The organism is Cryobacterium sp. TMB3-10, assembly GCF_004402305.1.
In the GTDB taxonomy this organism is placed as follows: domain Bacteria; phylum Actinomycetota; class Actinomycetes; order Actinomycetales; family Microbacteriaceae; genus Cryobacterium; species Cryobacterium zongtaii.
The window spans coordinates 146,731-161,071 of record NZ_SOGH01000007.1 but is presented as its reverse complement, the minus strand read 5'-3'; the positions used below and the strand labels follow the sequence as shown (position 1 = coordinate 161,071).

The 14,341-nt window shown below is 63.1% G+C and carries 3 protein-coding genes; all 3 read left to right on the top strand.

The genetic code is table 11. The features are described 5' to 3' along the window. Window positions 1–260: 260 nt before the first annotated feature. The 3 genes from E3T22_RS03395 to E3T22_RS03385 are packed head-to-tail and all read left to right on the top strand — an operon-like array spanning window position 261 to window position 14,335. On the top strand, window positions 261–3,191 hold the full coding sequence (locus tag E3T22_RS03395) for a helicase-related protein (RefSeq protein ID WP_134480338.1): 2,931 nt from the start codon (window positions 261–263) through the stop codon (window positions 3,189–3,191). A 3-nt stretch (window positions 3,192–3,194) separates the two neighbouring features. Beyond that, a complete protein-coding gene (locus E3T22_RS03390; RefSeq protein WP_134480337.1) occupies window positions 3,195–7,907 on the top strand; it encodes a DNA methyltransferase in 4,713 nt (1,570 codons plus the stop codon). Beyond that, window positions 7,904–14,335 (top strand): DEAD/DEAH box helicase, encoded by a 6,432-nt coding sequence (locus tag E3T22_RS03385; RefSeq protein ID WP_134480336.1) that lies wholly within the window; start codon window positions 7,904–7,906, stop codon window positions 14,333–14,335. The genes E3T22_RS03390 and E3T22_RS03385 overlap by 4 nt, the downstream gene beginning before the upstream one ends. The last annotated feature ends 6 nt before the right edge of the window (window positions 14,336–14,341 follow it).

Genomic DNA, 14,341 nt, shown 5'->3' with positions numbered 1-14,341 from the left:
GCCCTGGTACCGAAAGTCAGCTTACTGATCGTCGGCTGCGAAGTTTGCAGCGTATGACACCCGCTCTCGGGGCTTGAGGACTGGCGGTGAGTGGTGGCGCAGACCTGATTCAACTGCCCGGCGACGACAATCACCCCCGAACGTGGCACCACTGTCGACTCCCGCACCACAGGCCTCAGATACAGTGAATAACAACGCACCGAACCACGGGTTCTGATCTGCGCTTGAGCGACGGGGGCGTCGGAACGGAGGTGCCAGCGATGGCACAAGCAACGTTGGGTATTACGGGCGCGCTCGAGGAATCCGCGAAGGACCACTCAGGTCTCGCCGTCGCTCCCGGCTCCATCGTCATCGTCCGTGACGCCGAATGGTTGGTCACGAGCACGGAGGAGACGACCTCCGGCACCCTCATCCGTTGCCAAGGCCTCTCCGAACTCGTCCGCGACTCCACCGCGGCCTTCTACAGCGGCATCGACACAATCGTTCCGCTCAACCCCGAGCAGGCCGTCGTTGTCGGCGACGACTCCGCGGGCTACCGCACCGCAAAGCTCTGGCTCGAAGCGACCCTGCGAAAATCACCGGTGCCGCTCAACGCTCCCGAGCTCACCGTCTCGACACGCATGCTCGCCGACCCGCTCGCCTACCAGCAGGCAGCCGTGCGTAAGGCCCTGGACCCCGAAAACCTGCGCCCGAGAATCCTCATTGCTGACGCGGTCGGCCTGGGCAAGACACTCGAAATTGGCATGATCCTCTCCGAGCTCGTCCGTCGAGGTCGCGGCGAACGCATCCTGATCGTCACCCCGCGCCACGTGCTCGAGCAGATGCAGCACGAAATGTGGACTCGGTTCGCGCTTCCCTTCGTGCGTCTCGACTCCGTCGGTATCCAGCGCGTGCGCCAAAAACTCCCCGCCACCCGCAACCCATTCAGTCTCTACAAGCGCGCCATCATCTCGATCGACACGCTCAAGCAGGAGAAGTACCGCTCCCACCTCGCGAAGTACAAGTGGGATGCCGTGGTGATCGACGAGTCACACAACATCACCGGCAAGACCCTCAACAACCGTCTCGCCCGCGTCCTCGCCCCGAATACCGAGGCTTTGATCCTTGCGAGTGCCACTCCGCACAACGGCAACAAGGAATCCTTCGCCGAACTCATCCGCCTGCTCGAACCAACCGCTGTGACCCCTAACGGCGAAATCATCGAGTCTGAGGTGAAGCGCTTAATAATCCGCCGTCATCGCCACAGTGAAGAGGTCGCCCGCGAGGTGGGCGCCGACTGGGCAGAGCGGATGCCGCCCCAGCACTTCCTCGTCGACGCCTCGCCCGCCGAGAACGCGGCAGCCGACGAACTCGCGAACGTCTGGCTGCACCCCGAGAACGGTTCTTCCCCATACTTCGGTGACAACGGCGGCCTCTTCCCTTGGACGCTCGCGAAGGCATTCCTCTCATCGCCCGCCGCGCTTAAGGAATCGGTCAAGGAACGGCTGAAGAAGGTCACCCCTTCTGCCAACGGGAGACAGGACCGAGAGCGCGAAGCTCTCGAGTACCTCGGCGAGCTGTCGGATGCCGCACTCTCGGCGCCCTCGGCCAAGTACACCAGGCTTGTCGAATACCTCAAGTCGATAGGCGTCAGCCGCACGGGCACTGAGCGCGCCGTCATCTTCTCGGAACGGGTCGTCACTCTGCATTGGCTCCGCGCCCAGCTACTCACCGACCTCAAGCTCAAGGAGGACCAGATTAGGGTCCTGCACGGCGGCTTGACCGACGTCGAGCAGCAGGAAATCGTGGAGAGCTTCAAACAGTCCTCATCCCCGATCCGCGTGCTCATCACTGGCGACGTCGCCTCCGAGGGTGTCAACCTGCACTCCCAGTGCCACGAGCTGATTCACTTCGACATTCCGTGGAGCCTCATCCGCATCGAGCAGCGCAACGGCCGCATCGATCGCTACGGCCAGAAGCACCGCCCGCAAATCACGACCCTGCTGCTCGACCCCTCAAACGACAACTTCTCCGGCGACATCCGCGTGCTGCAGCGCGTGCTCGAGCGCGAACATGAAGCTCACAACGCCCTCGGCGACGCCGCATCGCTCATGGGCAAGTACGACGCCAAGGTCGAAGAAGACGAGATTCGCAAGGTGCTCGCAGGCAAGAAGAACCTCGATGAAGCGGTGCCAACTCCCGATCACGTGATCGACAACGGCGACAGCATCGGCGCCCTCATGGCGCGACTCGCCGCCGGCCAGGGTCCGACCCAGGCGACCACATCCACAGCGGGTGCGACGGATGCCGGCAGCGGCCTCTTCGCCGACGACACGGCTTTCCTCCGCGAAGCGCTTCAGGCGACCTTCGCCACTCCCGCAGCATCCGTCGCCGACAACGGTGCGAACTGGCACGAATACCCGAACCACGGCTTGGTCTCGCTCTCGCCAACCCGTGACCTCGCCCAGCGCCTCGAGGTGCTGCCGCAGAGCTACCTACGTGATCGCAATGTCATCGACGAGCTCAAGCTGGTCGTCTCCCCTCAGCGAGGCAAGGCGCTGCTGCAGGATGCTCGGGACAACAAGGCCAGCACGTCGCTGTGGCCCGAGGCGCACTACCTCGGCCCATTGCATCCGGTGTTGGAATGGGCCAGTGACCGTGCCCTGTCCAACCTCGGCCGCAACCAGGTGTTCGCCGTGCGCGGTGACGTTGACGCGCCCACCGTGCTGCTGTTCGCCACGCTGACAAACCGTCGTGGTCAGGTGGTCGCCAGTTCGTACATCACAGCGCAGATTCTCGACCCGTCAAACCCGGAGTTCGTGCTGCCGACTGCACACGGTACCTCCCACGAGGCCCTTGAAATGATCGGGTTTAGCGGTGCAAAGGCCATCAATCATGGCCCGGTCACGGTCGATCTCCTGCAAGGGCTCATTGGGCCGGCCGTTCGCGCCGCCCGTGCCCTCGCGGATCAATTCTCGGATGCCTCGGCTGCCTCCATTGAACAACGCATCGAGCGCTGGTCGAGCCGCGTCGACCGGTGGGAAGAAGACGCCAACGCACTCATACAGGTCAAGGACTTGAAGTTGCGCCGCGTAACCGTGGAGCAGGAGCGGTTGATGGCCGAGTCGATGAAGCCACACCAGCAGTTGGTGCGCCCGCTGCTCGTCGTCGTTCCACAAGATTTTGCGAATGAGAACGGCACGGGGGAGTAACGCATGTCAGATGAAGCGATCATCATCGGTGAGGGCTGGCTCAGCGACCACTTCTTTACGACGGATGCGAAGTCCCAGTCGTTCCAAGCTCGTGCGCTGGCGCGTCGCAAGGAATGGGATGAGCAGGATGCGGAGGGCACCCCGTCGACGCGGGCTCGGTTCACCGCGATGCGCGCCCAGCTCGAAACACGCCTGGCGGCACTTGTGCCGGGCGATGAGGACCTTGCCATTCGTGACGAGATCTACGGTCCCCTGCGCACGGTGCTCGGATTCACCGGCGGTGGCTATCACCTCGACCAGAACGGACCGCTGCTGCGCGTAACCCAGCCCGGCCTCGTCGACGGTTCACCGTTCGTGATCATCGAGGCCAGCCCCGTCGACACCCTCGAAGACCTGCTCGCTCGCGATTCCGACACCTTGCTGGTTCCGTTCGAGATTGACGACAATGACAAGCACGCGATCTCCTCGGTCGCGCGGCTGCTCTCCACCATCTTTGTCGAGGACGACGGGCCGATCTTCGCGCTCGTCCTCGCTGGAAAGTGGCTCCTCGTCGCAGAGCGGGAACGGTGGGCAGAGGGACGCTACCTCGCTGTTGACCTGCAACTCGCGGTCGCCCGCAACGATGCAAAAAAGGGTGGCGAGATTGATCGAGCGCTCACCTGCGTATCGGCCGAATCTCTCGCCCCGAATGCCGAGGGCGACATCTGGTGGTCCCAGGTGCTCGAAGAGTCGATCAAGCACACGGTGGGTGTCTCGCAAGATCTGCGCGAGGGTGTGCGGCTGTCCATCGAGATCATCGCCAACGATGTGGTTGCGCGGCGCCGCCGGAAGGGCCTGGAACCTCTGCCCGGTAGCGAGGCTCAGACCCTGGCGAAACAGTCGCTGCGATTCCTATACCGAATCTTGTTTCTGCTCTACGCCGAGGCCTCGCCAGAACTCAACGTTCTCCCCGTCGGGGCGAGCGAATACGAGGAGGGCTACAGCCTCGACCGCCTCCGCGAGCTGACGCTCGTCAAGCTCGCCACCGAACAGGGCGAGAACGGCACCCACCTCTATGAGTCGCTCGCGGTGCTCTTCCGCCTGGTCGACAGGGGACATGGCGTCGCAGATCCATCGCCAGCGCCGGTGGTGGAGCCTGTCGAGACCCCCTCCGAAGCCTCCGACCTCCGCGATGGCCTGGTCTTCAACAGCCTGCGCGCCGACCTTTTCTTGCCCAAGGCGACCGCCCACATCGACGAAGTGCAGCTTAGCGACACCAAGCTCCAGGAGGTTCTCGCGCACCTGCTGCTGAGCAAGGAACAGAAGGGGCGCGACCGAGGCTTTATCAGCTACGCCGACCTGGGCATCAACCAGCTCGGCGCGGTATACGAAGGCCTCATGTCGTACACGGGCTTCTTCGCCGAGACCGAGCTCTATGAGGTGGCCAAAGACGGCAACGCTGACAAGGGCTCCTGGGTCGTGCCCGTCGAACGCTCACAGAGCATCGAGCCCAACGACTTCGTGCAGGAAACGCACCCCATCACGGGTGAGACGCGAGCGCGGATTCACGCTGAGGGCAGCTTCGTGTTCAGGCTTGCGGGCCGGGAGCGCCAGCAGTCGGCCTCCTACTACACGCCTGAGGTGCTCACGCGATTCACTGTTTCCCAGGCGCTCGAGGAGCTACTCGACCAAGACGGCACGACCACGACGGCCGCCGAGGTCCTGCGACTGACCGTTTGTGAGCCGGCGCTCGGTTCCGGTGCGTTCGCGCTCGAGGCGGTCCGTCAACTAGCTGATCAGTACTTGCGCCGTCGGCAAAATGAACTGGGCGAGAGAATCGATCCAGATGCCTACCCGCGGGAGCTGCAGAAGGCGAAAGCCTCGATTGCCCTGCACCAGGTCTACGGCGTCGATCTCAACTCCACGGCAGTGGAGCTCGCCGAGATTTCGCTCTGGCTCGACACTATGTCTGAGGAGCTCCAAGCGCCCTGGTTCGGTCTGCACCTCCGGCGAGGCAACTCGCTGATCGGGGCTCGCCGCGCTGTTTATAGTCGTGACCAGGTGAACTCAAGGACGTGGCTCACCTCCGTTCCTCGGGATGTACCTGTGGTGGACCTATTCGAGGACCTCCGTAACAACAGGCTCGCTTCCGGTCTGTCGGGTTCCATCCATCACTTCCTTTTGCCGGCGGAGGGGTGGGGGAGCGCCACCGAGGCCAAAGAGGCCAAGGAGCTTGCCCCGGTTGCGCTAGCCGACCTTAGAGCTTGGCGTCGGCAGTTTTCGAGCAAGCCGACAAAGAAGCAGCTCGACCAGCTCGTCAACCTCTCGTATCGCGTTGAGACGCTCTGGCAATTCGCCCTTCGCCGACTCGAGATCGCGGAGCGAGAGGTCCGGCGACAAATCCCGCTATGGGGATCACCGCCGGCCCAGCCTGTCGAGACCACACCCTTGGTATCCCGCGAGGACATCGAAGCCAAACTCGGAGACTCCGACGGCGCGTATCAACGTCTCCGTCGTGTCATGGATGCCTGGAACGCCCTGTGGTTCTGGCCGCTTACCGACACCCTGACAGAAGGAGTGCAGCCGCCGAGCCTTGACGAGTGGATCGCAGGCCTCACCGCATTGCTCGGCACCCACTTCGAGGTGAAGGCCAAGCTGGCCGCGCAGGGACAGAACACCCTTCAGATTTCTTCCCAATGGACGGCTCTTGGCACCGCAGAGGACACCGAGCTCGCGTTCGCAATGGTTTCGCCTGTTGACGAGGCCCTGAGGACGTACCCGTGGCTTGCTGTCGCGGAGAGCGTTGCTGCCGAGCAGGGCTTCTTCCACTGGGAACTGGACTTTGCGACGGTATTCGCCCGTGGCGGTTTCGATTTACAAGTTGGGAACCCTCCATGGGTGCGCCCGCGCTCGGATATCGACTCCCTTCTTGCTGAGGGCGATCCGTGGTGGCAACTTGCCGTCAACCCCACGCAAGCGCAGCTTGCAGAAAAGAAGACGGCGACGCTTTCACTTACGGGCATTCGAGGCCTGGTTGCAGACGGCGTGTCTGAAGTAGTTGCTATTGCACATTTCGTCGGATCGCCGGTCAATTACCCACTGCTCGCTGGATTGCAGCCAGACCTTTATCGCTGTTTCATGGAACTGGCTTGGAGAAACGCTTCAAGACAAGGTGTGACAGCTCTCATTCATCTCGAGACGCATTTCACCGACGAAAACGGTGGGCGCCTTCGCGCAGCCACCTACAAGCGCCTTCGCCGACATTGGGAGTTCATCAACGAACTGCGCCTATTCGAGATTCAGCACCAAAAACACTTCGGCGTAAACGTGTACGGCGCTGAGAGGGATGAACCGGCGTTTCTGTCTGCTGTCTCTCTGTATCATCCGGATACGGTGCTGCGCTCGCTTACGCATGATGGATCTGGGGTGGAGCCTGGTTTGAAGGATCCAAGCGGCGGCTGGGATCTCCGCCCCCACCAGCGTCGAATAATCAACGTGGATTGGTCTGAGCTTCGATCGTGGCATGACTCGCTCGAACTTAGTGAAGTCCCGGTGATTCAAACGCGCATGGTTTCGGCCGTGAACTCTACCGCTTCGCGAGTGATGCAGCAGGTTTCGAAAGCGCGTCGCCTAGGCGAGCTCCCGTTTGAAGTCGCGACTGGCTGGCCCGAGCGGAAGGCCGTTGAACTCGGCCTGATTCAAGTGGGTTGGGGAGAGCCGGACTCATGGACTGATCTCGTGCTCCAAGGGACCCACATCTACGTCGGGAATCCCCTCTTCAGAGCTCCGAATCCTACAATGCTCCATCAGACGGACTGGTCATTCGTCGACCTTGAGTCGATCGGGGCGACTAACGTTCCCGTCGCGGCGTACCGCCCGGTCCGCGGGATTGCAGGCGAACGCGGAGTCGCCGCGCGGTGGGGAGATGACCGCGCCCCTTCAAGCAGCTACTTCCGCGTTGCGTGGCGGAAAATGGCAGCAAACACGGGGAGGCGAACCTTAGTCTCGGCGATTGTTCCGCCCGGCCCTGATCATGTCGATTCGATCAGTGTGCTCGGCGGTCCGGGCCTCAATGCCTCGGACCTCGCGCTTGTCGCCTCAGTGATGTCGTCATTGCTGGCGGACTTTCTCATACGGGTGAGTTTGAAGTCCAATATCGTCCCATCTACAGTGAACAGGATTCCTGGAGTCTTTGGATTCGCCCTCGAACCTGAACTTGTCCACCGAACGCTTCGGCTCAACTGCCTTGTCGATGCCTACGCGCCGCTTTGGCGTGACAGCTATCAAGAAGCCTTTAGCCGTGATCGATGGTCCGAAGACTCGGGCGCAATGAAGGAGTATCCTCTTGCGTCATCGAATGGGACGTGGACTCAGGGCGTTCCGCTAAGAAGGGCGATTCTGCGCCGCCAGGCGGAGTTAGAAATCGACTCCCTCGTTGCTCTGGCATTGGGGGTCAGCATTGATGAGCTCTGCACGATCTACCGCACGCAGTTCCCTGTCCTATTCGGGTACGACCAGGGCAGCTATTTCTACGACGCGAATGGACGCCTTGTGCCCAACTCGGTACTCACCATATGGCGCTCAAGGGGAGGGCGAATAACTCACGATGAGCGAACAGAAGAAAACTCGTCCGGTATCCGGTATACCTACGAGCTTCCGTTTGTGACGCTCAACCGCGAGGCGGACATGCGGCAGGCATACGCGCACTTCGAGAAGATCCTCGAGGAGCGCTCGTGAGCGAATTGCTCCCCACCCTCCAAGCGGAGGATGTGCGGGATGGTCTCGTCGACTACCTCTCGACTACGTTTGCCCTTGCTGACGAAGACGCCCGCGTGGCGCTCGACCGATTCCTACGGCATCCAGAGCGGGGAATCTTCAAAGGCCCCTACGTGCGACTGCGCCTGCCGTTCAAGCCCGCCGAGGACAGATGGCGTTCGACGCTCGACTGGTATGAGGGCTTCCCGCCCTACGGTCACCAGGCCGCGGCCTTCGCTCGGCTCAGCAGCGCGAACCTGAGCAAGGAAAAGCCGCGCCCGCTTCCGACGCTCGTCACGACAGGCACCGGATCAGGTAAAACTGAGGCCTTCCTGCACCCGATTCTTGACCATGTGCTGCGCGCTAAGCGCGAGGGCGTCGAGGGTATCAAGGCGCTCATCCTTTACCCGATGAACGCCCTCGCCAATGACCAGGCCCGTCGCCTTACCGAGCTCATCACCACCAGCCCGGCGCTGGGAGGGGTGCGCGCTGCCCTCTATACCGGGCAGAGCGGACCCACTCGCAGTACCGTCACCGCCGACGGGCTCATCACCGACCGCACGGCGATGCACGCCGAGGCCCCCGACATCTTGCTCACCAACTACAAGATGCTCGACCAGCTGCTGCTGCGCCCCGCCGACCAGGCCCTCTGGAAGCAGAGCGCAACCAGCCTGCGCTATATCGTGCTCGACGAGTTCCATACCTACGATGGAGCTCAGGGCACCGACGTCGCCATGTTGCTGCGCCGGCTGGGCCTCGCCCTCAAGCGCAACTGGCCCGAAGCTCATCCAGACATCGATGACGCGGCTAGGGCTCGTCCGCTCGGGCTCATCACCCCCATCGCCACGTCCGCCACCCTCGGCGACAAAGGCGACCCCACGCTCATGGTCGACTTCGCCAACACCGTCTTCGGCGACGACTTCGATGACGAGAGCATCATCACCGAAACCCGCCTGAGCCTCGAAGACTGGTCAGCGGGGGCTCAAGTAAGCCTCGCCGACCGTGGCCTCCAATATCGACCTGTGGACGCTGCCCTCGTCACCGAACTGATCGATGCAGTCGCCGCGCTGGGCGAACAACACCGCGACGCCGAGACCCTCACTGGGACGGTCTTTGCCACCCTGTACTCAGAAGGAAGTAAACCGAATGCGGCGGAGGCGTTCGCCGACGCCACCCACGAGCTGATGCTCGCGGCTGCCCAGGGGCATCCGTTCATCCTTGACCTCTGCGAGGCCGCGAGCGATGCGGTGTCGATCGACACGCTGGCCGTGGCGTTGTTTCCCGCCGGACTCAGAACAACCGAGAGCATCGAGCAACGAGATGCTGCCCGCGAAAGTTTCCTGGTCGCAGTGATCGCTGCGCTGAGCCGCGTACGAGCTGTGGCTGGCCGCTCGGCGGCCTCGGTGGATCTGCACCTGTGGGTTCGCGCGCTCACCCGGCTCGACCGATACGCCGGCCCCACGGTCGGATACGACTGGTCTGACGACGGCGGCATCGAAGAGCGCGAGAACGACGACCCGTTCAGCGTGGAAGGACGCGCGAAATTCCCCGCCATCTACTGCCGGCACTGTGGGCGCAGCGGCTGGGGCGTGCAGCTCGGCCCTGTTGGGTTCGACCTCGATCACAGCGACATCGACATCCGTCGTAATCATGCCAACAGCTCAGCGCGATTTCGGGCGCTCATTTATGCGCCGCGAGAAGCTGACCAGCATGAGCAGGCGGCTGCTGATGAGTCTAAGACGGAAGGCCTGTTCTGGTTCGATGTGCAGCAACGCCACCTCAGCCTCGAGCCGCCCCACGACGAGGAGGCCGTGCAGGCCGTAACTGACGTTCTCCCCGTTCTCACGCTGATGGGTGACGACGCCGACGAGGCCTCGCACAACGACGTCTGCCCGAACTGCCAGAAGGCCGACGGCATTCGCTTCCTCGGTAGCGCGATCTCGACGCTGCTCTCGGTGAGCATCAACACCATCTTCGGCGATCGGCATTTGGACGCCATCGAGAAGAAGGCGCTTGTCTTCACCGACAGCGTGCAGGATGCCGCCCATCGCGCCGGATTCGTGCAGAGCCGATCGCACGTTTTCAGCTTGCGAAATGCCATCCGGGACGCCATCGGCGACGGGGTCTCGACCCTCGACGACGTTGCCGAGGAGCTCCTGCGTCGCGCAGGTGACGACATGTTCCTGCGCTACCGCCTGCTGGCGCCTGACGTCGTTGACCGAGATTCCTTCTCGTCATTCTGGAGCGAGGATAGCGCTCGCAACGTGCCTGCAAGAACGATGAGACTGGTGCGAAAGCGCCTCAAGTTCGACCTGGCCATGGAATTCGGGCTGCAATCCCGGGTCGGTCGCACTCTCGAGCTGACCGGCTCTGTGGCTGCCGAGGTCGATGCGGGCCCGGAGACGCGACTCGAGGCCATCGGTCGCGCAACGGTGCGTGACTTCGAGACCGCGGGCTTCGTAGACGACGACAGTGACGGCGAGGTCGCAACGGTAGACGTCGTGCGCTGGGTTCGTGGCGTGCTCGAGCGCATGCGCGAGCGCGGTTCGATCGAGCACGAGTGGTTCCGCAAGTACATCGAGAACAACGGCGAGCGTTGGCATGTTTGGGGCGGTCGGCCCCGTGGGGAAGGCATGCCCGCCTTCCCCAAAGATCGCGAAGCGCCTGCCTACCCGCGGGTCGGCTCCACGGCTGCCATGAAGGGTGCCCGCGACTCCAATCTCGACCAGGCGACCTCGTCGCAGGGCTGGTACGCCATCTGGGCACGCAAGGTGCTCGGCGTCACGGCCTCTGACGGTGCCAAGCTCACGAAGCTGCTCTTCGTTGAATTAGAGAAGAGCGGGATCATTCTAAGCGCCCCGATCGGCGCCAGCGGTGCGATCGCCTATCAGCTGAGCCCCAGCCGGATCCTCGTTGCACCCATTGCTCTCGTTGAGCTGGAAGCCGCGCGCAACTTGCTCGAGTGCGACACGTGTCAGACCCCGGTGCCGGGAACGGCCACCGTCGTTGACCAGCTTGGCGGCGGGCCGTGCATGGTGGCGCGTTGCCGCGGCACCCTTCGGCCCGTTGCCGGTAAGGCGAACTACTACCGCGGGCAGTACAACGACGGCGAAATTCGCCGGGTGGTCGCCCGTGAGCACACCAGCATGCTCAAAGACGAGGTGCGCCTCGAATACGAGGACGGGTTCAAGGCCGCGATTGAGAGGCCGGATGCGCCCAACGTGCTCGTGGCTACGCCCACACTAGAAATGGGTATAGACATCGGGGACCTCTCGACGGTCTTCCTAGCGGGGCTACCGAGATCGGTCGCCTCTTACCTGCAGCGTGTGGGGCGGGCGGGGCGTCTGACTGGGAACGCGCTCACGATGGCTTTCGTCGTCGGCCGTGGCGAGCAGCTGCCCAAGCTCGGCGATCCGCTCTCCGTGATCAATGGAGAGGTGCGCCCGCCGGCCACCTACCTGAACGCAGAAGAGATTCTGCGACGCCAGTACACGGCATCCATCGTTGACCGCCTGGCCGCGGAGGGGCTGATCCCTGGCGTCGCTCACGCCCGTGACGTGCTCGCCAAGACCGAAGGAACCGCGTTCCTGGCGACCGTCATTGACGATGCCGAAGCCAACGCGATTGATCGCCTCGAGGCCTTTCTCGCAACCTTCGACCACCTCAGCGAATGGGCAGTCGAGACACTGCGCAGTTGGTCGATGCCCGGCGTCGAGCCTCGTATGAGCGGAATCGCAAGCACGCTGATCGCGTCCAGCGCTCGCTGGAACGGTGAGATCGAGAACCTGCGGCTGCGCAAGAAGGCAATCGTGGAATCGCTGCCCGAGTTGGAGGCGGCTGCCGGGCACCCGGCCGCGAGCGAAGACGACAAGGTCGCATTCAGAGCGGCCAAGGCATCGCTGGGAATGGTCATCCGTCAATCGAGCGATCTGTACGACGAGCATTGGGTCGGCGCGCTCGAACGCTTTGGCGTGCTGCCCAACTACACCCTGCTCGACGACAGTGTGAGGCTCGACGTCGCCCTGAGCTGGATCGACCCCGATAGCCAGGAGTTCCAGCACGACGCCATCACCTACGAGCGCGGCGCCGGAATCGCGATCAACGAACTCGCGCCGGGGGCAACGTTCTACGCCCAGGGTGTCGAGATCTTCATCGACGCCGTGGACCTCGGCAGCGAAGGCTCCCGAGTGCAGACCTGGGTATTCTGCCCTGACTGTGGCTACGCCCGCGACGTCATGGTGCCCACGGATGGCGACGCGGCCAAGGGGCCGGCGAGCTGCCCGCGCTGCGGAAGCAAAGGCATCGCAGACGCCAACCAGAAGTTCGACGTCGCCGAGCTGGAACAGGTCTCGGCAGAGGTGCGCAGGGACGAGTCAACCATCAGCGACCGGCGTGACGAGCGGCAGCGCGAGCGATTCACCGTGCAGATCGCGGCCGACATAGACCCGGCCAACGTTGCGCGCCAGTGGTTCGTTGAAGGAACCACCTTCGGGGTGAAGTACCTGCGTGAACTCACCATCCGTTGGGTCAACTTGGGCAAGGTAACCGGTGCAGGGGTACCGCGGATGGTCGCGGGGGAGGAACACTCCCCGCCGCTGTTCCGCGTTTGTGGGGCCTGCGGCAAGCTCGATCAGAAGGGTGACGTCAACACCGCCCGGGAGCATCGCCCATGGTGTCGCTACCGCAAGTCCAAGCAGGAGCACGCGCGGCAGCTCGCCCTCAGTCGCACACTGACGACACAAGGCGTTGTGCTGCGGCTGCCCAGCTCAGTGACGGTTGGTGACGGCCTCGGCCTTCCAAGCGTCTCGGCGGCGGTGCAGTTGGGACTGCGGGAGGTCATTGGCGGCGACCCCGACCACCTGAGACTCGTCACCATCGTGGAGCCCGTGCTGGGCGACGAGGTCAACAATATTGCCCTGCTCATTCACGATGCCGTACCAGGCGGTACCGGGTACCTCGCGGACCTCGCCGACCAGGGCAACGTCCACGACATTCTTGAGCGGGCTTGGCGAATCGTGGCCGAATGCCCCTGTCAACACGAGGGCAGAAACGCCTGCCATCGGTGCCTGCTTCCCTTCGCTCCGGGCGGAGATCTCGCTCGCGTTTCACGCGCCAGCGCTGAACGGCACCTGCGCACGATCCTGGGCATCGATGAGCACGGCGACGTAACTCCATGGATCGTTACCCAAATCGATCCCGGATCACAGGACCCCGAGTCGATCCTCGAGCAGTGGTTCCGCAAGGTATTCATGGACCGGGCTCGAGCCCTCGGCGCCACGATCAAAGAGATCCCCGGCGCCTGGGGCAACACGATTCGACTGACGCTGCCTGGCAGCAAGCATCAATGGGCGCTAACCCCGCAACCCTTCATCGGAAAGACTCGACCCGACTTCGTGTTGGAGGCCGTCGGCGGCGGAGCCACTCCTCTGGCGATCTACACCGACGGTCGGGCGTACCACGCGACGACCGCGCACAACCGGATCGCTGATGATGCATCAAAGCGGCGGTACCTACGAGCCCAAGGCTATGGCGTGATGGCGATCACCTGGGACGACATCAAGCGTGCGGACACGGGCGCCGTCGAGCCCGCAGCGTCCTGGTTCGACCGCGACCTTGCAGCATCCATGGTTAACCAGTTCGGCTTGTCGCCGAGCGCGCTTGACCACGTGACGGCCAATCCGATTACGCAACTTATGGACTGGCTGCAAGATCCTGGTGCGGCTCAGGACCGGTGGAGGCGGGTTGCACATGCCTTGCCGATGCTCACCCTGCCGGGCTCGTTCGTCGAAGCTGTGATTTCGGCGGAGGCTCTGATTGGGCGCGCAGCGGACGTGCTGCATGGGGCTGTGCCCGCGGCATCCAACCTGCCATACGCGTGGCAGCTCGCGCGCAAGTCTGTTGTGATGGTCTCGCGATATTCCGGCAGCGGAGATGCCACCGAGGTCGTGCTGATGCTCGATGACCGACCGAGTGCTGTGGCGGACACGAACTTCGCGGATGCCTGGCAACTGTGGCTGCGGCTCTCGAACCTGCTCGGTGCGGCCGACGTGACACGGCTTGGCGAGATCATGGCGATCTCCGAGGTGCGCAACTACACGCCGCAGCTTGGCGCGGTCGACATTGTGGTCAACGCTGCTCTCTCAGCGGAGTGGGCAGCGGCGCTTGAATTTGCTGACGGTGACGAGCGAGACCTGTTGTCGCAACTTGCTGTCTGGCCGGACATGGTTGTGCCCGCAATCGGTATCGAGGTTGCTGACGGCATCCCCGTCGGGATCGCCTGGGAAATCGGACAGATCGCGGTGTCTCTCGGGCTTGGAGACGGGGACCGCGCTGAGCTTGAAAAGGCCGGCTGGGTCGTTGTCGAACCGAATGTTGAGGCTGTCGTAGCAGCACTGGGAACTGGAAAGTAGCGCGCT